Genomic DNA, 25785 nt, shown 5'->3' with positions numbered 1-25785 from the left:
CTGTTAAAAGCCGTCCGGGAGGTCCGCTGCTTCGAGCACGCTGAGCTGATCGGCGGTGGGCGCCGGAAGCTCGGCCAGCCGGTGGGCCTGGCGTTCGGTCATCTGCTGGAACATCTGCCGGGCCGACCGGCCGTTGCCGAAGCCCTCGTCGCGGGGCATCACCTGGAACAGGTGTGTCAGCGCGGCCCGGGCGTCGGAGCTGAGCCGGTACTGGTGCTCACCGGCGTGGTACTCGAAGATCGCGACCAGCTCGTCCGGGGTGTAGTCGTCGAACAGCAGCGTCCGGGTGAAGCGGGACGACAGGCCCGGGTTGGAGCCGATGAAGCGGCCCATGTCCTCGGGATAACCGGCCACGATCACCACCAGGTCCTCGCGGTGGTCCTCCATCATCTTGACCAGCGTCGCGACCGCCTCGGCGCCGAAGTCGTTGCCGATCCCGACCGGTGCCAGCGAGTAGGCCTCGTCGATGAACAGCACACCGCCGAGAGCCTGGGTGACCGCGGCCGTCGTCTTCGGCCCGGTGTGGCCGACGTACTCGCCGACCAGGGCGGTCCGGTCGACCTCGATCAGGTGGCCCTTGCGGAGCAGGCCGAGCGCCTTCAGCACCCGGCCGTACAGCCTGGCGACCGTCGTCTTGCCGGTACCAGGATTGCCTGCGAAGACGAGGTGCCGGCTGAGTGGCGGCGCGGGCAGCCCGGCCTCCTGCCGCATCCGGACCGTCTGCATCAGCTTCACCATCGACTGGACATCCCGCTTCACCCGGTCGAGACCGACCTGCTCCTCCAACTCGGCGAGCACGTCTTCCAGCGACTCGTCCGCCGGCGGCATGCTCTCGTCGAGCGCACCGGTGGCCGTCGCCGGAGCGGCGGCGGGCGCACCCGCCGCAGCAGCAGCCGGTACGGCGGGCGACAGCGGTACGCCGTCCACGGTGCAGTCCTCGAAGACCGGGTTCGCCCCTTCGTCCTCACCGGCGGCACCCGCGCAGTCGCGAATCCGCAAGTGCTTCAGCACCGGAGCCGAGTCCTTGCTCAGGTGCAGCGCCGGGTACGCCGTACCGACCAGATCGCAGTCGCTGAACGTTCCCGCGCCCTTCTCGGCCAGGTAGATCCCGTTCTTCGCCACCTGAGCGACCCGCAGCGCCTGGACGGTCGGCGCCGCTCCGGACCAGACGACCAGCCCGGATCCTTCGCACTGCTCGACCGTCGTGCCGAGAATCTCCGCGTCAGCGCCGGCACCCACCACGATCCCGGCCGCCTTCGTCCGGCTGACCCGAAGTCCCTCGAGCCGGCCAACACCCGCGACCTCGATGCCGGTCCCACTCGTGCTGGTCACAGAGCTCTGCAGGACCACCCCGGTCACTGATGACCCCAGGTGGATCCCGATGGCGCCACCGCTGATCCAGCACCCCTCGGCCTTCACAGTCGCACTCTCCACCGCCGACAGCCCGGTCATGCCGGTGTCCGTGATCCCACAAGCGGCCAGCTCGACCACGGCGTCGCTGGTCGCGTGGACACCGTGCTCCGAGCCACCGCGGATCAGGCAGTCGGTCAGCGTGCTCGTCGCCCGGCCGGTCAGGTGCACCGAGCTGTACGCCGACCGATCGATCCGGCTGTCGGACAGCTTCGCCGACGCCGAGTCCGTGATCAGTACGCCGTTCGCCCCGACATCAGTGATCGCGCAGCCCTTGGCCACAACCTCCGCCTCGTCCTGGACGACCAACCCACTCGCCACGGCGTTCTGCAACCGGCAATCGGTCAGCTCGACCTTCGACGACCCGGCCGCATGGATCGCCGCGGCACCGGCCGCGTCCACCCGCAGGTCCTCCAGCGCCCCGGTTGCGCCGTCCTCCAGCAACACCCCCGCCATCCCAGTACGCCGTACGACGGAGTCCGTCAGCCGCAGCCGGCTGTTGCCCCGCAGGCGGATGCCGTACCCGACTGTGCTCTCCAGCCGCAGCCGCTGAGCCTCCAGCGACGCCGCACCCGACAGCACCGCGCCGATGCCGTCGATCGTCGCGATCACCACATCTTCAGCTGAGGCCCGAACCCGGCCCGACAGGTGAATCGCCGCCAGCCGCGCGTCCTCGACCCGGGACCGCCTCAGCACCAGCGTCGTGGTCCCGTAGCCGGCCAGATCCGACCCACCATCGCCGTCTTCGTTGCCCCGGGCATGGATTCGGCCGCCGGACACCACGCAGTCCTCCAGCAACAGGCCAGCACCGGGCGAGAGCCCGATCGCGGGAGTGCCGCTCTCGTCGGCCGCCCTGATCGTCAACCCGCGGAGCGCGCATTCCAGGCCGTCCACCATCACTGACGGCTCACCCGAGCCCGGTGTACCGGTGATCACGACACTGCCCTGACCGTGCTCGGCCACCACCGAGACGGAGCGGTCCAGCCGCACCTGCTCGGCGTAGGTGCCAGGGGCAACCATCACGACGTCGCCGGGACCGGCCGCGCGGATCGCGTCACCGATTCGGCGGTACGTGCCGCGTCCCTTCGCGGCCACCATCCGTGTCGTCACGACGTTCCTCCCGTCCCGGCCGGTAAAACCAGCCCCGAAGCATGCGGTACCGGCGGCGGGATCGTCACACCGGGTGGCAGCGCCAGCAGCGAAGTGGGCGGGGGCTGCTTCGACGCGTACCAGTCAGGATTGATCGACGCCCGGTACGCGCTGGTCAGGAAGATCCCCTGGATCGACTTCTCGAACACCCGGAACGGGAGCTGCAGCCAGAAGTCCGCGAAGCCCTGCCGGTGGAAGAACCGGCCGCCGCCGAAACCGGTCGCCACGGTCTTCACCAGCGCCGTACTGACGCCGGTGGTGAGCGAGGCGAGTGCGTTGATGCCGCCGTCGCCGAGCGCGGCCCCACCGGACAACTTGACCGAGTGCCCGTCGGCGGTGGTGATGCCGAAGATCGACGCGTTCATCGTGCCGTTCACGAACCCGGACACCAACGACGGGGCGAAGTTGAAACCGAAGTCGTAGGTGCCGCCGCGCCACCGGGTGGCCGACTCGTTGCCGGTCCACTCGTTGGTCCACAGCCGATCGTGGTTGAGCGGACGGCGGTTCCAGTGCTTGCCGGCGTCCACGTTGACCTGACCCTGCCGGAAGGTCCGGAGCGCGCCGCCGATCTTGGTCTCGTTGAGCGCGGTGCTGAGACCGGTCTTGATCGTCGACGAGACCCCGGCGTTCATCAGCGCCTTCAGCGCGTCCTTGCCGGTGAACGACCGGCCCTGGGCTTCGGCGACGATCGCGTTCACGATCAGGTTGCTGGTGAACTCGAGCAGGAACTCCTGGCCGAACTCGATCATCGCCTTCTGCGCCACGCTCTTCGGGTACGGCGCGTACGCCGCCTCGCGCAACGCCGGGTTGCCGTTCGGCATCAGCGTCGTGCGGTTGAACGTCCAGTCCCCGTCGTGCAGCCACGGCGCCCGCTGCGGCTCGCGCAGCCGTCGGCCCCAGCCGCGCATTTCGGTCAGCGGGCCGCGGAAGTCGTACTCGCTGCCCGTCAGTGTCAGCCGGTCGCCGCGCAGCTCGAAGACCAGACCATCGTGCCCGCGCTCACCGATCACCCGGCCGTCGGCGTCGTACAGCTTCCACTGCCCACGCCAACTGTCGGTCTCCAAGTAGTTCTGCCCGGACAGCTTGCGCTCCCGGACGACGGCACCGTGGTCGAACTCCTTCCACTGCCCGTACGCCGGCCGCCCGGCACCGTCGAGCTGATACTCGCGGACCCGCAGCGGGCTGTCCCGCAGGTGCAGCGGCACCTCGCGGAACACGTCGTCGCCCGCGGCGCCGATGCCCTGCCGAACGTCCCGGAAGTGATCCGAGCCGCTGACCCAGCCCTGCTGCCACTCGTCGCCGGTGCTCCACAGCCGGACCAGGTCCTGGTCTCCGGCCACCCTGAGCCCGAGCCGGTCGAACTGACCACTGCGCCAGTGCTTGCTGGGCAGCTGCCAGGACTCGACGTACCGGCCGCCGTCGAGCATCCGGCGGTCGCGCACCAAGTTGCCATCCGCATCGAAGTCGCGGAACGAGTCGTCCCAGGACAGCGACTCGTCGGTCGAGCCGCGGAAGAACAGCCGGTCACCCTCGCGGCCCGGGACCGCGACGCCGTGGGCGTCGAGCTCGTACCAGCGCCACTGTGCCGAGTCGGCCGCGCCGCCGGCGACGACGTACCGCTGGCCGGTCCCGGAGCTGTCCGGCGCCTTCGAGGACAGGCCGGACAGGTTGCCGTGCGCGTCGCGGTCGAACCAGACCAGGCGATTCTGGTGGTCGGGATACTGGCGGACGAGGCCACCGGCGAAGCTCTCCCGGACCTTGACCCAGGTCCCGTTCACCTGGGTGACGTCGGTCCACTCGTCGCCGTTCGTGAGTCGCCAGCCGCGGTGCGGGCCCGCCTCCCAGGGCGTTCCACCCTGCGGGTGCGCGACCGCCGGCGGGGTCGCGTGGTCGCCGACCTTCAGCGTGGTGCCGTCGGACAGCTTGCCGGTGGAGCGGACGAAGGTACCGTCGAGCGCGACGTCGACGATCGAGCCGTCCGCGCCGACGTACCGCATTCCGCTGCCCGCGTTCGGACCGGACTTCTCCCAGCCGAACAGCTGGAACCGGGAGTCGTCGGCCAGGTGCGCGACCGTTCCGATCGGGCGCTCGTTGCCGTAGATCGGGCTCTCCCGGACCCACACCGGCGGCCGCTGCTCACCCTGGCGTACGACGGTCAGCAGACCGTTGTCCAGCGAGGTGGCTCCACCGGACTCACGACCCTGACGCGACAATTGTTCCCACGTGCCCGGCCGCTCGAGCGCGCCGTTGGCGTTCCGGACCAGGGTGAACTCCTGGTACTGACCGGCGGTCGAGGTCCGGTGCCACATGCCCCACTTCTGCTGGGCGACCTCGACGACGTCACCGGCGAGGGTGGTCCGGGTGTAGGTGTCCTTCCAGCCGTCGCCGATGGTCTCCCGCACCCGCCCGCCGTCCGCGATCTGGTGGCCGTGGTCGTCGAACTTGTACCAGTGCCACTCGTCGCCGTTCTTCGTGGCGAGCACGTGACCGGTGGACGAGTGGTACTTCTGCAGCCCTTCGCGGTATTCGCGGATCGGTGTCTGACCCTGCACGTCCTGCCAGCCCGAACCGGTGGTGTCGAAACGCCGCTGCCCCCAGCCGGTCATCGTGCCGTCCTGCGCGTAGCTCACCCAGGTCGAGCTCCGGTCGAACCGCCCGAACCCGAGCGTGTCCGTGCGCCGGAAGCTGTCCAGCAGCGTGCCGTCCGGCAGCAGTCGCCGTTCGAACACTTCGACCGGCTTGCCGGTCGAGCTGAGCAGCTTGATCCGCCCGTTCTCCAGTCCCGAGACTTCGACCTTGCCGTGCAGGAAGGCTCCCGTCGTGTCGTCGCCGACCCGGGACCAGGTGCCGGTCGCGTGGTCGACGACGTACTGGAAACCTGTCCCGCGCCCGTTGCGGACCACCGGGAACCCCTGTTGCTGCAGGTCGCCGGTCCGCGAGAACGTGTGGAACTCCCCGTCGCGCGGCCGGTTCGGCAGGTGCAGCTCCATCCGCACCAAGCCGGTGTCCGTCAACGCCACCCCGTACGGCGAAGCGCCCGCCGGAAGCGGCTGCCGGTCCGTGCCGAGCCGGCGCACACCACCTGCCACGTCGACCTCGACGAACCCGCTCTCGCCCGGCAGTCGGACCGCGAATCCGTCGGCGAGCTGGTTCCCGGCGGCGTCGTACGTCCGGTACGTGTCACCCGTCGTGACCCGGAACCCGTCGCCAGCAAGGGATTCCACCGTGGTTCCGGGCACCGGCGTCCCCTGGACGTCGACCAGCCGCGTGCCGAGCACCGGGTCGGTCTCGACGAACAGGTTGCCCCGGAGATGGTTGCTGTCGACAAGGGAATGCCCGCTGCCGAGATGCGTTCCGTCGGCGCCGAAGTGATGTGCCTGGCCGTTCCCGCCGAAGACCCGGTAGCCGCCGTCGTCGAGAGCCCGGACGGCGACGTCGTCGAGCCCATTGCCGACCAGGCGGTGGGTGGTGGTCAGACCGTCGTTCTCGATCCGCAGCGTGAGGCCACCGCCGGGGACCTGGACCTCGATCAGGTCCTGCGGCCAGGACGCCGGACGCGGCAACGGGAGGAACTCGTCGCTGTCGTGCAGGATCGTGCCGCGCAGCTTGGCGGCCAGGTCACCGAGGTCCGTGCTCTTCCACGGTCCCTTGGTCAGCACCTTGTCACCGGCGGCGAGGTTCACCGAGACGGTCTCGTTGACCGGGTCGCGGGTGACCGTGACCGTGAGCTGGTCGGTCGACCCGGGTCGCGTCACCGACAGCTTGGTCACGTCACCGGTCGTCTCCGACCGGACCAAGGCGTGCTTGTAGCCGTTCCAGTTGGTGATGGCCTGCTGGTCGAAGGCCCGGACCAGATCGCCGTACGCCGTGTCGATCGGCATCCCCGGCCACGGCTCGTTGAGGAACTGCTTCAACTTGCTGGCCGGGATCTGCTCGGCCCTGACCGGGATCATCTGCAGCTCGACGCCGTCGACCACAACCGTCTTGTTCGGCCCGGTCCGGATCAGCTTGGTCGGCGCGAGCGTGATCTCCGACTGCGCCTGGTTCAGCGGCGGCGGCGCGGTGTCCAGCTCCCGGTAGCCCGGTGGGTACGACATCGCCAGCTTGCCGTGCCCGGCCGGGACGTCGATCTCGAACACGTAGGTGTTGTCCGGCAGGCCCTTGCGGGTCCACTCGACCTGGAACGCGAGGTCCTGCGAGGTCGAGCTGGGCACCCGCTCGACGAACTCCGTCGCCGAGGCCGACGCCTTGTCCATGTCGACGCTGCGGTACAGCGTGATCTCGCGGTCGGGCCCCTTGAAGAGCAGGTCCTGAGTGGACTTGTAGAACGCCTCGGTGTCCTTGAGCAGCTGGTCCGTCGCGTCTTTCACGAAGCCGCCGTACCCACGATGCCCGGTGAACCTGCCGGTCTGGACCTTGCGGATCAGGTCATGGATGCCGCTGGACTTGTCCGCCGCCTCGGTCAGGTGCAGCCGCGAGATGTCGGCCGCGTTGGTCCACCGGACCGCGTCCCCGCTGAAGTCGTCCGGCAGTACGGCGGCCGGCAGCTGCGGCGTCGGCTCCGGCCCGAGGTGACCGCCGTTGAGCGCGTACCGCTGCGGCCCGGCAGGGCTCGCGATCACCAGTCCGTCGTCGGTGATCCGGACCGGCCACTGCTGGCCGACCGCGTCGGTCACCTGCGGCGACTCCTGCTTCCCGTTCTTCACCGTCCACAGGATCGAGTGCCCGTCGTGCGCGCCACCCACCAGCGGGAAGCTGTCGCCGACGTGCACGAGCTTGCCACCCAGCCACGGCTTGAACACCCAGCTCTGGGCGATCCCGCCGCCTTCGACGTTCAGCCGGTGGACGATCACGTTGCCGTCCGCGGCCAGCTCGGTCCGGTACGGGATCGCCCCGGTGTCGCCGAGCGTGATCCGGCCGTCGTCCAGCTGGACCCGGACGTTCTCACCCGGCACCTCACCGACCCGCGACCGGCCGGCCCCCAACCCGCGCGGCCGGTCGCTGAGCGAGAGGTCGCGCAGCTCGTCGAGCCGGCGGGACAGATCGTCGACGGACATCCCGTGCTGGTCCTGGAAGGTCCGCTTCGCGACGTCCAGCTGATACCGCGCCAGGTTCAGGTCGATCGCGGTCTGGTCGTCGACCGTCCGGGCCGCGGAGGTTCCTTCGCCCCGGTTCGCCTGGTAGTTGCCGGCGGCATGCTTCAGGTCGTCCTGAGCGCGCTGGACCGCGACGAAGTCGTTCATCCGGGCGGAGGTGTCCAGCCCCGAGTCACCCGGCTTGACGAACACCTGCAACCGCGCGGCCAGGTCCGCGTCCCAGGTGTCGCCGATCGCCTCGGGTGCGGTCCGCCACCGCGCCGGCTGCAGCTTCCCGAGGAACTGGTGGTTGTCGTTCAGCGCGCCGGCCTTCAGGTCGGTCGCGATCTGGGCGTAGTCGGTACCCCGCCAGGACTTGGCGAAGTACTGCTCGCCGTTGACCTTCGCGGTCACGGTCACGGTGTCCGCGCCGACGTCGCGGGTGACGGTGATCAGCAGGTGGTCCGGCGTACCGCGTTTGCCGACGTGGATCGTGTTGACCAGGCCGTCGGGGCTGAGCACCGACGTGGACGTCACGTCCGTCATGCCCTGGAACCTGCGCAGCCCGTCGACCGACAGAGCCCGGCCGAAGTCGTCGAACGCCTCGGCCGAGGACAGCCCCGGCCACTCGGCGCGGATCAGCGACTCGTACTCCGAGGGCAGCAGCTGCTTGGCGCTGACCGGGATCACCAGCAGATCGGTGTCGCCGACCCTGACCAGCTTGTTCGGTCCGGTCCGGAACAGTTGGGTCGGCGCGAGCGTCACCTCGAACTGGGTCGGGTTGACCGGCATGGCGTCGTCGGCCAGCGGCTGGTAGTGCTCGGGGTAGGACAGCGCGAGCTTGCCGTGCTCCGGCGGGACGTCGATCTCGAACACGGCGTTCGTCCGCGGGTCGCCGTGCCTGGCCCAGGTGGGCTGGAACTCGATGCTGCTCGACGTCGACGACGGGAGCCGTTCCAGGAAGTGGTTCGCCTGGGCGGCCGCCGGGTCGAGGGAGACGCCGCGGTACAGGGTGATCGGGCTGTTCCTGCCCAGGAGGGTCAGCTCCGAGGTGCCCTGAACGAACTCGTCGACCTTCTCGACCAGGACGTCGAGGTCCTTCACCTGACCGCGGTCGATGAACCCGCCGTACCCGCGCAGGTTCGTGAAGGAGCCTTCGGTGACGTTGCTCATCGCCTTGGTCAGCGTCTCGGTGACGTCGTCGGCCGCGGCCCGCAGGTGCAGCCGGGACAGCTCGACCGAGGACGTCCAGCGCGCGGCGTCCGCACCCTGCAGGTGGGCGGGCGGCACCGGCGCCGGGCGGAGCGCTGCCGGGCCGGCGTCGACCGACCGGAACGCTCCGGTGGCCTGGTCGTACCTGAGCACTCCGTCCGGCGAGCCGACCGTGACCGTGTGGCCGTTCGCCTTGACCGGCCAGTGCGTCCCGTTCACGTCGACCAGACCGCCGTAGTGGCCGACCTCGAAACCGTTCATCCGGAGCAGCTGACCGTCGAGGGCTCCGCCCGACAACGGCAGGGACTGCGCCTTGAGGCTCAGCTGCCCGCGGCGCATGACCTGGTACTCCCACTCGAACGACGTACCGCGCGCTCCGGACCTGGTGACCTTGACCATGTCGTCGGTCTGCTCGAGGTGGACCAGCGCCCGGTCCGCCGGGTTGACCAGGCTCACGTCGCCGTCGCGCACCACGACCTGCACCTGCGCGGGGAGGTCGTGCGTCCGGGGCGGGGCACTCATCGGGTTCATCCGGTGCCCGCCGGACGGACCGCCCCGGTCGACGCCGCCGCCGACCACGCGCGGCCGGTCCTTCACGGAGTCGGCCAGCAGGTCGTCGAGGACCGACTTGTAGTGGTCGACGCCGGCGCCGTGCTTGGCCGCGAAGGCGGTCGTCACGTCGTCCACGTGCTGCTTGGCCGCGCCGAGCGTGAGGTCTGCGGTGTCGCCCAGCGGCTTGCCCGACGGCCCGCCCGGGCCGGCCAGGTCGAGGTCCTTGCGCACCTTGGCGAGGTCGAGCTCGGCCTTGCGCACCTGACCGAAGTCGGCCATCTTCGCCTGGACGACCGCGTCGGAGTCGCCCGGCTTGCGGAACGCACCGGCCTGCGCAGCCAGGTCCTTTTCCCAGCTCGCGCCGACCGTCTGGCCCTGCAGGCGCCCGTCCGCGCCGTAGTTCCAGCTGACGCCGTCCTTGGCCACGACCTGGAGGCCACCGCCGTCCAGCGCCTTCACGGTCAGGCTCTCCGGGACGCCGTCGCCGGCCAGCGTGGTGACCTTGTGCGAGCCGTTCGGGCGGATGACGACGATCTTGTCGTCCAGGCGCAGCACGCCGTCGCCCTGGGTCAGCCGGACACCCTTGTCGACCAGCTTGCCGTCGGTGTCGAACCGGAACGTCTGGCCGGTCGCGCTGTCGGTGAACCGCACGTGCTCCCCGGGCAGGACGTCCATCCGCCCGTTCGGCCCGCCGCCGAACATCTGGTACGTCGACATCTTGGGCCCGTGGTCCTCGACCCGGACGAACAGCCCGGGACGGTCCGGAACGCCCTGCAACGGCACGTCCGTCTGGGCCGCACGCCCTGGCGTGGTCGGCACCCCGGCGTCCCCCGGCAGCCCGCTCTTGCCGGCCTGGGCCGGGAACGGCTGGTGACCGGGCAGGTCGACCGGCTTGACCGGGACGTTGACCGGCTGGTTCGTGATCGTGTGCAGCGGAGCGCCACCGGCCGACCCGGCCCCGGCGAGCTCGTCACCGTGGAATCCGTTCGGCACCGGCGGCCGACCGGCTTCGCCCGGCGACGGTACGCCGTGCAGTCCGGTGTCCGAGGTCGCGGGACGAGTGCTGTGCAGGCCGGTGTCGGGAGTCGCCGGACGCGTCGTGTGCAACCCGTTGGGCGGCGTGAGCGACTGGACTCCGGCGGGCTTGTGGTCGACCAACTGCATCGCGGCGTTCAGCCGGTCGACGGTCGGGGCCTGCACGGGCGCTGTCGACAGGTGTGTGGTCGGCAGGCTCAGGTCGTCCAGGCCCTGCCGGATCTGGTTGGCGATGAAGCCGTGCGTCGTCCCCTCACCGATCTTCAGGCCCGCTCCCGGCGAGACGGTCGGCGTCGTACCGCGGACCGACGGCGCGATCAGGTCGCCGATGCTCGCCGCGGCCGGTGGCGGCAGGTGTGCGGACGCCAAGTTCGTCGCGCCCTCACCCGGTACGGCGTGGAAGCCGACACCGACGACGTTGGTCCCGGGCAGGTGCGTCGCGCCCGCCAGCGGTGTTGCCCCCGGCAAGTTCGTGAACGTGGGCGGAACGTTTGCCCCAGGCAAATGAGTTGAGGTCGGCAACACCGAGACGCTGGTGCCCTGCAGACCGGTCTGTCCCGGCGTCGGGAGCCCGCTGACCACGCCGTTGACCGGGATCGACGTCCCGGCGGTGGACGGGAGGTGCAGGCCGGACCCGCTGATCGTCGTACCGCCGGTGACGCTGATGCCGAGATCGCCGGTGCGGACGTTGACCAGGTCGGTGAGCCGGATGCCGTCCAGGCTGTCGATCTGCTTGGCGGCGTGGAAACCGGACGTGGTGACAGCGCCCAGGTCGCCGCCGATCCGGAGCACCCCGAGGTCCATCGTCGGCGGCAGGTTGATGTGCGACAGCCCGGTGAAACCGTCGCCGAGCGCGGTGTGCACCGCGGGCGGGTTGATCGGGACCGCCGCGATGCTGCGGCCGAGCGAGCCCGTCAGCGCGGCACCGAACTGGTGCCGGCCGAGCACGCCACGGTCGAAGAACCCGATCTTCAGCGCCTTCCAGAACCCGAAGGCGCGGACCTCGGCGGCGTCGATCGGCAGGATCAGGCGGAAGATCTGGCCGTTGCCGAGATGCGCGTCCCAGAACGGCTTGACGAAGTTCTTCCACGCGTGCTCGCCGCCGGTCACCAGGCCGTTCCACATCCGGCCGGGCAGCCGGGAGATCGCGCCCGGCAGCTTGGCGATCGCGGCGGGCAGCTTGGTGATACTGGTCAGCGCCAGTCCGCCGGCGTTCAGGATGTGGCCGCCGAACCCGACCAGGTTCTTGATCCCGCTGACCACGAACAGCCCGGTCTCGCGGATCGCCACCGTGGCCAGCGCCGGCAGGTGCGACAAGCCGGGCAGCAGCCGGCTGAACAGGAACTCACGGCTGAAGATCTGCTTGAACCCCTGGAAGAACGCCTTCGCGCCACCGGCCACCGCGCTGCCGACGCCCTTCAGGATGCTGAAGATCGGCAGCGCCTTGGTGGTCGGCGCGATCATGCCGAGCCCGGCCAGGAACAGGTCGAGGAAGCTGGCGTCGCCGTTGGCGAAGTCGACCACGGTCTTGAGGAACAGGGTCAGGTTCACCCCGAGCGCGAGCAACGCGATCGGGCCGCCGAAGACCAGGGCCGGGATGATCAGGATGATCGCCAGCCACTTGAACGCGTCCCAGAAGACCTCGCACGCCGACATCGGCAGCGCGATGTGGGAGACACTGCGGATCCGGCCGGACACCGACCGACCCTGCTCGGCCTGGTTCTCACCGGCCTGGCGGGCGATGTCGGCCTGCCGCTGCCGCTCCGGATCGTCGTCGGGCAGACCGCGGCCCGCGTTCAGCGCGGCGTCGGCCCTGGCCTGCTGCTCGACCACCACACCGTGCCAGTCGCGCATCGCACCGGCGGCGCTCTCGAAGGCCCAGGCCACGTCCTCGACGTGACCGCGCAGCCGCTGGTCCACCTTGCCGCGCAGGGCGTCCGCGGTCTGGCCGGAGAAGACGCTGTCGTCGGCGGAGTTCATCACCGCCTCGATCGCGGCGTAGATCTCGCGGGCCTTGCCGCCGAGGTGCTGGAAGATGCCGGCCAGCTGATTGATGGTGTCGGGGTCACCAGGAGTCGGGTCGGACGACAGTCCGATCGCGTCCCAGTCGCCGGGGCGTGGCATGCCGAACCCTCCTCACCGTGATGACCGTCCACCTGACCACGCGCGAGCGCCCGATCCGGTTCACCGGGAACCGGAAGTGAACCGGATCGGCGGTCCGCGCGTGGTCAGGTGGGAACAACCCATCGGCGGGAGGCCAGGTGCCGGACAGACTCAGGATCGACTACAACATCCTCAACGACGCCAAGAAGAACCTGCACGAGCTGGCCGGCAACATCAAGCCGATGCTCGACGAGGGCCTGTTCAACACGCTGGCCGGCCAGGACAGCTCCGCGATCCTCGGCAGCTACGACGTCGACAGCGCGATCACCGGGCTGCACCGCAACGCCCGGGGCACTCTCGGCCAGGCGCACGACAAACTGATCGAGCTGGGCAACTCGTTCGGCTCGGTGGGCGAGGCGTTCCTGCAGTTCGACTCCGAGATCGCCCAGGGCATGGGCATCACCGGCAGCAACCTCGGCCTGTCGAACTACTTCCGCGACAAGGCGCTGTGGGACTACTACCAGGCCCACAAGAACGAGTGTGTGCCTGGTCCGGACGGCTCGATGCCGGACTTCTGCTCGGCCAAGAACCCCGGTGACACCCCGCCGCTGGACCAGGTGATCAAGACCGACCGGGGTGAGGTGCACACCCATCTCACGCTGGACAAGGACAACAAGGTGATCCAGGAGGACTCGACCGTCATGTACGACGGCAAGCTCTACCACTCGGTCACCGACTACAGCAACGACGGCAACACCATCGTCACCAACACCACGTACCCCGACGGCAGCACGGTGAAGAACGAGACCTACCTGAACGGCGACGGCAGCGGCTCGATGTACACCCGCGGCAGCGACGGGTCCTGGAGCAACTACACCCGCGGTCCCAAGGGCCCCGACGGCAAGCCGGCCGACTGGGTCTGGGACAAGGGCAGCGACGACCCGAACGACGACACCGACGGCGACTCCGGCGGCGGCGGTCAGTCGAACCACCCGGCTTCGCCCGGCAGCGGCGGAACCGGCCACGGCACCTCGATGAAGGTGTGATCCCCCCACCCACCAGAAAGTGAGCGCACCCCGATGGCCTACGACGGCATCAACCTCGACTACGGCAAGATCCTCGAGGTCACCACGCTGATGACCAACGCGCACGAGCAGATCGTCCCGACGATCGAGAACCTGCGCACCCGGGTCAACACGCTGGTCGACGACGGCATGGTGTTCAAGCAGTCGTCTGAGGTGATCCGCAACACCTACAACAACTTCGACACCTCGCTGAAGGCCGCGGTCAAGGGCATCCAGGACTTCGCCGACATGTTCACCAGCATCAAGAAGAACGCCGAGGAGTTCGACGCCGGCATCACCAGCAGCCTCAACCAGACCAAGTAGTCCCAGGTACGGCGAAGGGCCCCAGGGTCACCCTGGGGCCCTTGCGCTGTTGAGGATCAGCCGCGCAGCGTGGTGAGCGGGATCTGTACGGCGGACGGCGTCGCGCCCGGGCCGGTGGTCCAGCCGCGGCCGACCCGCGGGGTTGCCCGGACGATGTTCGCGCCGAGCCGGACGCCGATCAGCTCGCCGTCGCCGATCTGCCGCGGCTCCAGCAGGACGCCCCGGCGGGCCCGGCGGGCCGACGCCGCCCAGCCGCTCATCCCGGACTGGAAACCGTCCGTACTGGCGGCGAAGACCAGGCCCAGCCCGTTGTCCCGGCCGGACACCACGATCTCCTTGAGCACCCGGTCGGCGGCCGGCGACATCAGCAGGTCGGCGTCGTCGATCAGCACGACCTTTGCCCCCGGCAACCGATCCAGCGCACCCCGGAGCATGTCCTCGGCCGGATCCGTCTCGGTCAGTACGACGGCCTGCGCGTGCCGCTCGAGCGCCCGCAGCGGCGAGTCCCGCGGTGTCATCACGACCAGCGACGAGCCACCGGCCAGCAACGAGACCGCCAGGCAGGCCAGCGTGTTGCTCCGCCCCGACCCGGGCGGCCCGAGTACGGCGAACGACGAGCCGACGGCCGCCAGGTCCACGCCCACCGCGCCGGCGTCGTCACCACCGACGCCGATCAGCCCCCACTGCGGACGCCGGTCCTCCGGCGCGACCTTCTCGTACACCTCGGCGAACTCGACCGCCGTCGGCAGCTCCGCGATCTGGAACGGGCGCCGCGCGGCCGGCACCTTCGCGTCCCGCGTGCGGGCCTCCGCGGCGATCGCCTTCAACGCCTCGACCTGTTCCGCACCACCACCGGCCGCGAGCACGGCGACCTGCGTCTCGGTCCCCGACAGCACGTGCCAGCCGCGACCGGCCTGAACCATCGCGGGCACCTTCTGCAATCGCAGTCCGGCCGCCTGGTAGTCGGTCCGGTCGGCCTGGCGCAGCAGCAACTTGTGGTCGTTGTGCGAGGCCAGCCGCCCACCGAGCAGCGAACGCTCGGAGGTGGCGACGACGTGGATGCCGAGACCGGCACCTTCCCGGATCAACCGCATCACGTCCTGCAGCAACTGGCCGTGGTCGTGCTCGTCGAGGATGCCCGCCAGCGAGTCCCAGCCGTCGATCAGCAGGAACACGTGCGCCGGCCGCTCGACCTTCGAGAGGATCTTGCGCAGCTCGGGCAAGCCGGTCGCGTTGTGCTGCCCGGCCAGGTCCTGCCGCTCGGTCAGCTCGACGTTCAGCTTGCGCAGCAGCCGGGTCAGCCGCTCCATGTCGTGCCGGGAGACGATCGCTCCGCAGTGCGGCAGCGCGGCCAGTGCCGACAGCCCGCCACCACCGGCGTCGATGCCGTAGAGGTGCAGATCGGCACTGCTCAGATATCTCGCCGCCGACCCGGCCAGCGTGCGCAGCATCTGCGTTCGCCCGGATCGCGGCGCACCGATCACGTACAGATGCCCGAACGTGTTCAGGTCGGCACCCGCCACCCGCCGCTGCTGCAGCATCGGCAGGTCCTCCAGCGCGTACGGGATGAACATCTCCCGATCGCTGGTGTCCGGCAGCTCACCGAGCAGAATCTGGTCGCCCAGCGCCGGCTGCCACGGACTCGGCTGCGGCACGAAGTCGTCCAGCTGAGCAGCGGCCTGCTGCAACGCCTCGACCAGCACCTGCAGGTCGGTCACCGCCGGCTCGGCCGGTCCCTCGACGACCTCCTCCGGTACGACGGTGAGCTTGGGCGTCCGGCCGAGTTCGTCCACCGCGAGATCGGAGACCTGGATCTTCGCCGGTGCCGCGACGGCCGCGACCGGCTCGCCGGTCCGGCGTTCCGCGCCGACCCACGCGGTCTGGAACAGGTCGGCGAGCCGAGGCCCGCGCCGGATCAGCGCGCGACCGGGCAGGTCGGGTGCGATCGACGCGGCTTCGTTGACGTCGACAACGTCCTGGCTCTCGGACTGGTCGGTGACCCGCAGCGCGATCCGCAGCGTGGTGTTGGCCCGGATGTCGCCGGTCACCACTCCGGCCGGCCGCTGGGTGGCCAGGATCAGGTGCAGACCGAGCGACCGGCCGCGCTGCGCGATGCTGATCAGGCCGGGCACGAAGTCCGGGATCTCCCGCACCATCGTGGCGAACTCGTCGATCACCAGCAGCAGTCGCGGCAACCGGGCCAGCTCCGGGTCGACCGCCCGCTTGGCGTGGTAGTCCGGCAGGTCCTTCGCGCCGGCCGCGGCCAGCACGCGCTCGCGCCGGCGCAGCTCGGCCTCCAGCGACTCCAGCACCCGCTCGACCAGGTGCGAGTCCAGGTCGGTCACCATGCCGAGCGTGTGCGGCAGCCCCGCGCACTCCTTGAACGCGCTGCCGCCCTTGTAGTCGACCAGCACGAAGGTGAGCTCGTCGGGCCGGTTCACGACCGCGAGCGACGCGACCATGGTCTGCAGCAGCTCGGACTTGCCGGAACCGGTGGTGCCCGCGATCAGGCCGTGCGGGCCGTCACCGACCAAGTCCACCGAGAACGTGCCGTCGTAGTCGCTGCCCAGCACGAACGACGTACTGGCCGGCCGGCGCTTCCAGTCCTCGACCATCTTGGCCGGGTCGGGAGTCTGGTGGCCGATCAGGTCGAGCAGCTTGACCTGCTTGGGCAGACCGGCGTCGTGGTCCGGGCTGACGTCACGAATCGGTGCGAGCGAGCGCGCCACCTGCTCGCACCAGTCGGGCGCGACCTGGTCGGCGCGGACCGACGACTGATCGGGCAGGCCCGGACGTCGTACCGTCAGCCGGTCGCCCTGTACCAGGACGACGCCGCTGCACTCCTCGGGCAGCAACCGCTCGTCCGTGTCGACGCACACGCTGTAGATCCCGTACGCCGGACCGTCGGCCAGAACCTGGATGAAGCCCGGTACGTCGCGCAACCGGCGCGACCCGTCGGAGATCACCAGGATGTCGGGGTCGGACAGATCGGGCTTGCCCGACGCGGCGCGCTGCCGTTGCCGGGACTGCACCTGCGAGACCAGTTCGCCGACCCGGGCGATGGTGGACGCGTCGTCGTTGGCGATCAGCACCGAGGCCGGGCCGTCGGACGGGCGGAAGTGCGGCAACCAGCGCACCCAGCCCCAGTCCGCCATCCGGTCGTTCTCGGTCAGCAGCACGATCCGCAACGTGCGCGGCGAGTGCAGAACCGCCGCCTGCAAGGTCATCCAGCGCGCGACCGCCTGGGTCGCCGGGTCCTTGCCCGCGAGTCCCAATACGCCGTGGCCCGGCACCGGAACGGCGACCGGCGCGTCCGGGATGGTCCAGCGGATCGTGCGGTGGTTCTCCTCGCGGCCCTGGTCGTCGAGCTCCTTCAGCGACGGCTGGTCGGCCGTGCCGAGCCGGAGCAGCAGGTGGTCGGGATCGGTCCGGCGCCGCTCCCACAGCCGGCTGCCGGGCATCATCGCGAGCTGGGCGACGCGGACCGGATCCGGGGAGGTGACGTTGCGGATGACGCGCTCGCGGGCGACCGCCGTCCGGATCTCGTCCTCCAGGGCGGCCTTGCGGGCGACGTACCGGCGGGTGGCCTCGATGTGCTGCTTGCGGTTCGACTTGCGGCTGGAGTGCCAGTTCATCACCAGCATCACCGGGCTGAGCAGCGTGAAGACCAAGTAGAAGTACGAGTGGAAGATGCCGACCATGACGAGTCCGAGCACCACCGGCGCCAGGATCATCGGCCACGGGAACGGGCGCTTGCCCTGCGGGACCGGAGGCGGCGGCAGCCGCAGCTTCTCGTCGTCCAGGTGCGGCGCGATCCGCGGCGGGCGGTTGTAGTCGATGCCGAACCCGTCCGCGGACGGGCGCACCGCCGCCGTCGTCTCGGTCGATCCACTCAGCCGCAGCAGCACCTGACCGACCGCGAGGTCCTCGTCGACCGGCCACTCGTGCACCCGCGGTACGGCGAGCTGCGCGATCTCGCCGGCCGCCGCGATCCGGCGCTGCCGGCGTCCGGCGGGTTCGTCCTCGTCCTCGTCGCGGTGCTTGATCGCGGCCGTCGCGGCGTCCTCGGCGGGCGGCCCGATCCGGTGCCCGGCGGTCGTGCCCGGCACCACCTCGGTCCGGTGCCAGGTCGCCGTACCGTCAGGTCCGACGGTCAGCCACAGCCCTCGCTCCGGTACGTCGGCCCCGGTCAGCTGGATCGCGCAGAGCGCGTCCGCGCCGATCTCGTGGCTGCCCGGCCCGACCCGCCAGACCCGTCCGGCCTGCGGGCCGGAGACCGCGTGCACCTCGACGGTGACCGGGCCGGCGCCGTCGAGCGCCTCGATCAGGTTGGGTTCGCGGACCGGCGCGCCGAGGCCCAGTACGCCGCCGTCCCGCAGGCCGGAACCGGCCAGCGGCGTCGCGGGGTCGAGCTTCTTCTCGCCCAGGTACAAGGCGTTCGGAGCGCCGGTGAGGCTTTCGGCCAGGCCGGCCGCGGTCGCTCCGGCGGGCAGACGCAGGGCTCGGTCGGTGCGTTCGCCGAGGCGGTCGACAGTAGTCAGGGTCAGGTCCACGAGGGCGCCTTCCGGTCGGTCCCCGCATCGGCCGCCGACCGCGCGGACACGCCGGTCGCGGTGATCCCGAGGTCCAGGTCGTCGAGGTCGTCGGTCGTGGCCGCGGCGGGCGTCCCCCGCAGCGGGCCTTCGAAGTCGTGGGCCGGCAGCCGGCCGACCGACCGCGCGACAGCCTTTGCCAAGGGCAACGGATCGACGCGCAGCCAGTCGGCCGCGCCGTACAGCCGCAGGGTGCCGTCGGGCAGCGCCTCGAGCAGGCGCGAGCTGCCGCGCGCGACACCGAGGCTGATCAGGCGCAGCCCGGCGGGCAGCGGGACGGCCAGTTGCTCGGCGCCGATCACGAACCACGCGCCCAGGCGCTTGACCGCCTCCGCGAGCGTCATTCCGGGGTGGGACTTGTGGATGCCGTCGGCAACTTCCACCGCGCCGGCGGGGAGCCGGACATCGAGCTGCGCGGCGATCGACTGGACGACGGCGCGCGCCGCGCGTGGTTCGCCGTACACGGAGACGGTGGTAGGGCCGGCCAGCAGGTCCAGCAGGACCGCCGTCCGGCCGGTGGTGTCGATGCCGACGCAGACGAGCAACGGCGCTTGCGGGCGCGCGGCGCGGATGGTGGCCGGGTAGCCGGCAATTTCGGACCGCTCGATCCACCACAGCCGCGGGTCGTGGTCGTCGCGGCGCCACGGAGTCGGCAAGGGGTTGTCCGGCGTGCCGCCGGCGACCAGTACGCCGACGCGGTCCTTGGCGACGACCACGCCGTACGGCTCGGCTTTGCCTGTCAGCTCCGCGGCGTGCCCGATCGCGTGCTCCGCGTCGCTCCACGCGCCTGGCGAACGCAGCAGTCCGGCGAGGAAGGCGACGCGCTTGCGGTAGCGGAGCCGGGCTGCGACCGGGTCGTAGAAGGCGTGCGCGGCCGAGGTCAGCTCACGGCGGATGCGCCGGAACAACAGCTTCCACCCGCCGGTACGCCGTACCAGCAAGTGGATCAGGACAACGAACAGCAGCACGATCCCGGCGTACCCGAGCCAACTGGTCAGACCGCCACCGAACAAGCTCATGCGGCGACCCCGACGCAACCGTGACGAGCCAGTGCGGCTCGTGCCGACCGAACGCCCTTGTGCGTACGGGACTTCACCGTCCCGACCGGTACGCCGAGCACGTCCGCGACCACCTCGCCGGGATGACCGAGCAGATGCACCCGGGCGAGCACCTCGCGCTGGGCCGACGGCAGGTTCCGGAGGGCGTCGACCAGCAGCAGGCGATCGGTGATCTGGTCGGCCGGATCGGGCTCGGTCACCGCGTCGGCGTAGTCGGACGGGCCGAGACCGACGGCGACCGTCCGGCCGTCGCGGCGATGCAGGTCGACGACGAGGTTGCGGGCCACGCGGAACAACCACATCCGCACCGGGCGGTGCTCGAAGTCGAGTCGGTCCGCCTGCTGCCAGGCCCGCAGCAGCGTCTCCTGCACGACGTCCTCGGCGGAGTGCGCGTCGCGGCCGAGCAAGCTGGTCACGTAGCGCCGGAGGCTGTCCCGCTCGGCCAGGCACAGGTCGATGGCCTGGGACCGGTGGGCACGCGAATCGTCGATGTCACTACCTCACACAGCTCGGGACAGCCGGGCGCGGCTCGACCGAAGGCCGGACCGGAAACGGGACAGCCGATCAAGTTAGTTGAAGATGGCACCGAGTAGCAATGGACGTTCGATGAACGTCGGCCGACGACCGGACCACGGCGCTGAACAGTATGTACACAACGCCTTCCGCGTTTGACTGCGGCGACCCCGAGCAGCGATTCTCGCTTCTGCCCTCTGCCCACCGAGCCCGTTCTCGGCGCAGCCCGTTGTCCCGCGTCCACTGGAGCTGCAGTGCGATCCGACCGCCCCGACGACTCCTCCCTGCCGGCGAAACGCTTCGCGGAGACCTTCGCCAAACGCCCCGCGATCCCCAGGATTACAAGGCTTCCCGGCGCTCGGGCGTGGGCGACGACCGCGGTGACCGCCGCCGTCGTGGCCGCGATCGCCGTCAGCGTGCCGCTGCTCGGGCGGATCGGTGGCGGCGGGAACCAGACGACCCTGGCCGCCGACACGCAGATCAGCTCCACCATCCCTGGTGGCGTGAAGAGCGAGGGTGGCGAGAAGTTGCCATCGGCGCATCCGACCACCACGCCGTCCGGTCAGCCGGTCGGCAAGCCCGGTACGACGGTGGTGCAGCGACCCGGGGTGACCGTGACCCAGCCGCCTGCCACCGTGACGATGCCCGGCAAGCCCGGCAAGCCCGGAGCGACGACGACCACGACCACCACGACGAAGTCCGGTACGGGGACGGGCGACGGCGAGACGACCAAGCCCGGCATCACCACCCAGTCGCAGAAGCCGCGCGCGGACAGCACCCAGGCCCCGCCGCCGAAGGTGACGCCGAGAACCACCACGACCAGCAACCCGCCACAGGTGCAGGACGCGTCCAAAGCCACCGGAGTCCTGGTACAGAACTTCGGCGCCAACCGCTGCGTGGACGTGAAGGACTCCCAGGGCGGCACGGCCAACGACGGCACGGCCCTGCAGTTGTGGGACTGCGCCGGCAGCTCCAACCAGAGGTGGACGTTCGAGAGCGACGGCACGGTGCGTTCGCTCGGCCTGTGCATGGACCTGGCCTGGGCCAGCACCGACGAGGGCACGCAGGTTCAGCTGGTCAACTGCAACGGTGGCTGGGCGCAGAAGTTCACGCTGAACGGTGCCCACGACCTGGTGAACCCGCAGGCCGACAAGTGCGTCACCGCGGACGGCACCGGCAACGGCGCCCGCCTCACGCTGCGGTCGTGCAACGGCTCGTCGAGCCAGAAGTGGCGCAAGGCCTGATTGTCCGGCCCGCTTTTCCGGGCCTGATTTCCGGGCCCGTCGTCAGAACGCGTACGGGTAAGGCGACCAGTCGGCGGGCCGCTTCTCCAGGAAGGAGTCGCGGCCCTCGGCGGCCTCGTCGGTGCCGTAGGCCAGCCGGGTCGCCTCACCGGCGAACAACTGCTGGCCGACCAGCCCGTCGTCGATCAGGTTGAACGCGTACTTCAGCATCCGCTGGGCGGTCGGCGACTTCGCGCAGATCTTGCGGCCCCAGTCCAGCGCGACCCGCTCCAGCTCGGCGTGCGGGACGACCTTGTTCACCATGCCCATCCGGAAGGCGTCCTCGGCGGAGTACTCGTCGCCGAGGAAAAAGATCTCGCGGGCGAACTTCTGCCCGACCTGCCGGGCCAGGTACGCCGAACCGAACCCGCCGTCGAACGACGCCACGTCCGCGTCGGTCTGCTTGAACCGCGCGTGCTCTGCCGAGGCCAGCGTCAGGTCGGCGACCACGTGCAGGCTGTGCCCGCCCCCGGCGGCCCAGCCCGGGACGACGCAGATCACGACCTTCGGCATGAACCGGATCAACCGCTGCACCTCGAGGATGTGCAGCCGGCCCGCCTTGGCCGGGTCGATCGTGTCGGCCGTCGTACCTTCGGCGTACTTGTAGCCGTCCTTGCCGCGGATCCGCTGGTCGCCGCCGGAGCAGAACGCCCAGCCACCGTCCTTGGGCGAAGGCCCGTTGCCGGTCAGCAGCACGCAGCCGACGTCGCTCGACATCCGCGCGTGGTCCAGTACGCGGTACAGCTCGTCGACGGTCTGCGGGCGGAACGCGTTGCGCACCTCGGGGCGGTTGAAGGCGATCCGCACCACCCCGGCGTCCACCGCGCGGTGGTAGGTGATGTCGGTCAGGTCGAAGCCGTCGACCGCCTTCCAGGCCGACGGGTCGAAGATCTCGCTGACGTTCGCGGACTCGGTCACGCGGCCGAGCATATTTCAGTGCCCGCCGGTGTTCGTCCCCAGGACGACGTCAGCGCTTGCTGGTGCTCTCGCGCAGCACGACCTCGGGGGCGTAGGTCTCGGTCCGCGGGTCGCCGCCCTCGATCGCGAGCTCCAGCGCACGTCGTCCCATCTGCTCCAGCGGAAGCCGCACCGTGGTCAGCCCCGGCCACACGTCCCGCAGCGTCGCGATGTCGTCGAACCCGGCAACCCCGAGCTGACCCGGCACGTCGATGCCACGCTCGCGCAGCGCCGACATCGCGCCGACCGCCATCACGTCGTTCACCGCGAACAGGCAGTCCAGCCCCGGCTCGCGCTCCAGCAGCTCGCCGGCCGCGGCATGCCCGCCGTCACGGGTGAACTCGCCGGCCTGCACCGCCACCGGCTCCAGCCCCGCCTCGGCCAGCCCGGCGACGAACCCGTCCCGCCGGTCCCGCGCCGTCGCCAACTCCTCCGGCCCCGCCAGTACGCCGAACTTGCGCCAGCCCTGCCCAACCAACTCGCGCGCCAGGTCGGCGGCGCCCTTGCGGTTGTCCGGCTCGATCGTGTGCGCCGGCATGCCGGACTGGCTGACCAGCGCCAGGCCCGCGCCCGACCCGAGGAACGCCTCGATCTCGGTCGCCGTACGGGCGAGCTGGTCGGCGTCGGTCCGGCGGCTGCCGATCATCACCGCGGCCCGCGCCCGCTGCGCGCGCAACGAGGACAGATAGGCGATCTCGCGTTCGGCGTCGCGGAAGGTGCTGGCCATCATCACCAGCAGGTGGCGCTCGTCGGCGGCGCGCATCACGCCGTTCGCGATCGCCGCGAAGTACGGGTCCTCGATGTCGTGCACCAGGATCCCGACCACGTTGGTGGACGACTTGGCCAACGCCTGGGCCTGCGCGTTCGGCGTGTAGCCGAGCTCGGCGGCCGCCGCGCGGACGCGCTCCTGCAGTTCCGGGCGTGGCACCCGGTCGCCGCCGTTCAGCACGCGGGAGGCGGTCGCGACCGACACGCCCGCCCGCTGCGCGACGTCCAGCAATGTCACCGGCGCTCGCAGATTCACTGGCCACCCACCTTCCGTTGGCTCCCCCCGGGTGGCGGTCACCCTATCGGACCTGTGGTGCCGCTCACGTTGCGTGGCGGCGAAGTGGCGTGGAAGTGACCTCCGGGTGGCGCAGCAGCAGTGCGGGAAGTGTCACGCAATGTCGTCAGAGCCTGGCTTCTGCGGCCCGGGTTGACTAGCCTTCCCAGCCATGACGACCGTCAGCGCCAGGGTGACCGTCCTGGCCTCGTCCACCGTGCTCTGCCTGACCACCGCGATCGGCACCGCCACGGCCGCCCCGGCACCCGACGGCTCACCCGCACAGGTCCCCGCGGTGCCCGCCCCCGCGCTCGAGGCGAGCCTGGCCGGCGCCCTCCCGGCCCACGTCGACGCACGGACGAAGAGCACGCGGCCGGTCTACGACTACGCCGGCGCGATCCGCGAGTCGGTCTACGTCGACACGAGCATGGACACCGACTCCGACGGAGTGAACGACGTCATCGCGGTCGACATCGTCCGGCCCCGGGAGACCGACGCGAACGGCGTCCGGATCCCGGTGATCATGGACGCCTCGCCGTACTACTCCTGCTGCGGTCGCGGCAACGAGAGCGAGAAGAAGAGCTACGACGCCAACGGTGTCATCCAGAAGATGCCGCTCTACTACGACAACTACTTCGTACCGCGCGGCTACGCCGTCGTCGGCGTGGACATCGTCGGAACCAACCGCTCCACCGGCTGCGGCGACGTCGGCGGCGAGGACGAGGTCGACTCGGTCGTCGCGGTGATCGACTGGCTGAACGGGCGCAACACCGCCCATCTGTCCGACGGCTCGCCGGTCCGCGCGTCGTGGACCACGGGCGCGGTCGGCATGATCGGCAAGTCCTACGACGGCACGCTGGCCAACGCGGTCGCGGCGACCGGCGTCCGGGGCCTGAAGACGATCGTGCCGATCTCGGCGATCTCCTCGTGGTACGACTACTCGCGCTCCGGCGGGGTGCCGTACTCGATCGACTACATGCCCTGGCTCGGTGGGTACGTCGGCCACGACACACCCGCGTGCGACGCCGTACGGGCTGACCTCGGTGAGTCCGACGACGACGAGACCGGCGACTACACCCGCTTCTGGGCCGAGCGGGACTACGTGAAGGACGCCCGCAAGATCAAGGCGTCGGTGTTCGTCACGCACGGGCTGAGCGACTACAACGTCCAGACCAACCACTTCGCCCAGTGGTGGGACGCGCTGGCCGAGAACCGGGTCCCGCGCAAGATCTGGCTCGGCCTCGAGGACCACGTCGATCCCTTCGAGTTCCGGCGGGACGCGTGGGTGGACGAACTGCACGAGTGGTTCGACTACTGGCTGCAGGGTCTGCAGAACAACGTGATGCGCTCGCCGCAGGCCTCGATCGAGGTCGCGCCGGACGTGTGGCGCGACTACCCGACCTGGCCGGCCGTGTCGAAGACCGTCGGCGTCCCGCTGGCCGCCGGGAAATTGGGTGCCTACGGCAAGGGAACGGTGACCGTCACGGACGACCCGACACTGACCGAGGACACCATCGTCTCCACGCCTTCGGAGGAGATCGCCGGACGGCAGATGTTCCTGTCGGCGCCACTGCCCGCGACGATCCGGATCAGCGGCACGCCGTCGGTGACCCTGCGGGTCAAGTCGGACTCCACGACCACTCCGGTCACCGCCCGCCTGATCGAATACGGCGAGGCGGAGCGGTACGCGGGGGTTCGTCGTACCAACACGAGCACGTGCGAAGGCTCCAGCACCGACTACGACGACAGCTGCTACTTCACGGTCGAGAAGCTCACCGAGAAGAGCGACCACGGCATCGTCAGCCGAGGCTGGATCGACGCGGCCCACAGTTCGTCCCTCGCCCACCCCAAGCCGCTGACCCCCGGCAAATGGACCACCGTGACGGTGCCGCTGCGAGCCCAGGACGAGATCATCCCCAAGGGACGAACCCTAGGCCTGGCCGTCACCCTCTCCGACACGGAGTGGACGACCCCCAACGACACCGGCGCCACGGTCGACATCGACCTGGCCCACAGCAAACTCAACCTCCCGGTAACCGCCGGCAAGGTCCCGGCCCCGGTGAAGCCCCAGCCACTGGACGTCGACATCACCACACCGACGGAACGTCCTGACCTGCACGACCCGCTCGGGTAATTCCCCACGCGGCCGACTACGCCCTCCCCTCCGTCGTGGGCACCTCGACGGACGCCCCCGGCCTCGTCGGCGACCGCCGTCGACAGGCGACGTCCACCACCCACCAAGCTCTCGACCTGCACACCATCCAGGCGTGAATTCTCCGTGGACAGCCTGCCTGCGGGTGCTTGGTCGGTGATGGGCGTCGGCCTGACCGGCGTTCGGGCCGGTGCGGCGGTCTCCGGGGGCAGCGTCGAAGCTGGCGATGCTCCTGCCGAAGAGTCGAAGTCGCCGGTCGGCGGC

11 protein-coding genes are annotated in these 25785 nt (G+C 70.4%); 4 read left to right on the top strand and 7 right to left on the bottom strand.

Translation table 11 applies throughout. The annotated features are described in order from the left end of the window. Nucleotides 1–3: 3 nt before the first annotated feature. Both ACQPXM_RS01790 and ACQPXM_RS01785 read right to left on the bottom strand, forming a co-directional pair. Nucleotides 4–2520, bottom strand: coding sequence for a right-handed parallel beta-helix repeat-containing protein (locus ACQPXM_RS01790; protein ID WP_432944044.1), 2517 nt, complete (start codon nt 2518–2520; stop codon nt 4–6). Then, nucleotides 2517–12557 carry a hypothetical protein gene (locus ACQPXM_RS01785; RefSeq protein ID WP_432944042.1) on the bottom strand — a complete coding sequence of 3347 codons (10041 nt, stop codon included), beginning with the start codon at nt 12555–12557 and terminating at the stop codon, nt 2517–2519. The genes ACQPXM_RS01790 and ACQPXM_RS01785 overlap by 4 nt, the downstream gene beginning before the upstream one ends. 137 nt (nt 12558–12694) lie before the next feature. Here ACQPXM_RS01785 and ACQPXM_RS01780 point away from each other — a divergent pair, with 137 nt between their 5' ends. Beyond that, a complete protein-coding gene (locus ACQPXM_RS01780; protein ID WP_432944040.1) occupies nt 12695–13582 on the top strand; it encodes a hypothetical protein in 888 nt (295 codons plus the stop codon). 33 nt (nt 13583–13615) lie between these two features. Further along, nucleotides 13616–13924, top strand: a complete 309-nt coding sequence (locus ACQPXM_RS01775; protein WP_432944038.1) for a hypothetical protein — start codon at nt 13616–13618, stop codon at nt 13922–13924. A 56-nt stretch (nt 13925–13980) separates the two neighbouring features. Here the strand turns inward: ACQPXM_RS01775 and ACQPXM_RS01770 are convergent, their stop codons facing one another. The 3 genes from ACQPXM_RS01770 to ACQPXM_RS01760 are packed head-to-tail and all read right to left on the bottom strand — an operon-like array spanning nt 13981 to nt 19990. After that, a complete protein-coding gene (locus tag ACQPXM_RS01770; protein ID WP_432944036.1) occupies nt 13981–18477 on the bottom strand; it encodes an FtsK/SpoIIIE domain-containing protein in 4497 nt (1498 codons plus the stop codon). Beyond that, a complete protein-coding gene (locus ACQPXM_RS01765; RefSeq protein WP_432944034.1) occupies nt 18468–19535 on the bottom strand; it encodes a hypothetical protein in 1068 nt (355 codons plus the stop codon). The genes ACQPXM_RS01770 and ACQPXM_RS01765 overlap by 10 nt, the downstream gene beginning before the upstream one ends. Continuing rightward, the gene (locus ACQPXM_RS01760) at nt 19532–19990 is read right to left on the bottom strand and encodes a sigma-70 family RNA polymerase sigma factor (protein WP_432944032.1); all 459 of its coding nucleotides are present in this window, start codon (nt 19988–19990) and stop codon (nt 19532–19534) included. The genes ACQPXM_RS01765 and ACQPXM_RS01760 overlap by 4 nt, the downstream gene beginning before the upstream one ends. A gap of 351 nt (nt 19991–20341) precedes the next feature. On the opposite strand from ACQPXM_RS01760, the gene ACQPXM_RS01755 reads away from it, so the two are divergent. Further along, nucleotides 20342–21331: a ricin-type beta-trefoil lectin domain protein gene (locus ACQPXM_RS01755; RefSeq protein ID WP_432944030.1), complete on the top strand. Its 990-nt coding sequence runs from the start codon at nt 20342–20344 to the stop codon at nt 21329–21331. 42 nt (nt 21332–21373) lie between these two features. On the opposite strand, the gene ACQPXM_RS01750 is transcribed toward ACQPXM_RS01755, so the two are convergent. Continuing rightward, the gene (locus ACQPXM_RS01750; protein WP_432944028.1) at nt 21374–22300 is read right to left on the bottom strand and encodes a 1,4-dihydroxy-2-naphthoyl-CoA synthase; all 927 of its coding nucleotides are present in this window, start codon (nt 22298–22300) and stop codon (nt 21374–21376) included. Between the two features lie 37 nt (nt 22301–22337). Beyond that, nucleotides 22338–23351: a LacI family DNA-binding transcriptional regulator gene (locus ACQPXM_RS01745; RefSeq protein WP_432944026.1), complete on the bottom strand. Its 1014-nt coding sequence runs from the start codon at nt 23349–23351 to the stop codon at nt 22338–22340. A 190-nt stretch (nt 23352–23541) separates the two neighbouring features. On the opposite strand from ACQPXM_RS01745, the gene ACQPXM_RS01740 reads away from it, so the two are divergent. Next, complete coding sequence (locus tag ACQPXM_RS01740; RefSeq protein ID WP_432944025.1) at nt 23542–25503, top strand: Xaa-Pro dipeptidyl-peptidase; 1962 nt, start codon at nt 23542–23544, stop codon at nt 25501–25503. Nucleotides 25504–25785: the final 282 nt, after the last annotated feature.

Source organism: Kribbella sp. CA-253562 (genome assembly GCF_050942265.1).
GTDB lineage: Bacteria > Actinomycetota > Actinomycetes > Propionibacteriales > Kribbellaceae > Kribbella.
Note: the sequence above shows the minus strand (reverse complement) of the source record. Positions and strands in the feature narration are given on the sequence as shown.

What these genes read in the sequence shown, in the direction of transcription:
- ACQPXM_RS01785 (WP_432944042.1), bottom strand. Translation starts at nt 12,557, where the DNA reads ATGCCACGCCCCGGCGACTGGGACGCGATCGGACTGTCGTCCGACCCG.
- ACQPXM_RS01775 (WP_432944038.1), top strand. Translation starts at nt 13,616, where the DNA reads ATGGCCTACGACGGCATCAACCTCGACTACGGCAAGATCCTCGAGGTC.
- ACQPXM_RS01765 (WP_432944034.1), bottom strand. Translation starts at nt 19,535, where the DNA reads ATGAGCTTGTTCGGTGGCGGTCTGACCAGTTGGCTCGGGTACGCCGGG.
- ACQPXM_RS01750 (WP_432944028.1), bottom strand. Translation starts at nt 22,300, where the DNA reads ATGCTCGGCCGCGTGACCGAGTCCGCGAACGTCAGCGAGATCTTCGAC.
- ACQPXM_RS01740 (WP_432944025.1), top strand. Translation starts at nt 23,542, where the DNA reads ATGACGACCGTCAGCGCCAGGGTGACCGTCCTGGCCTCGTCCACCGTG.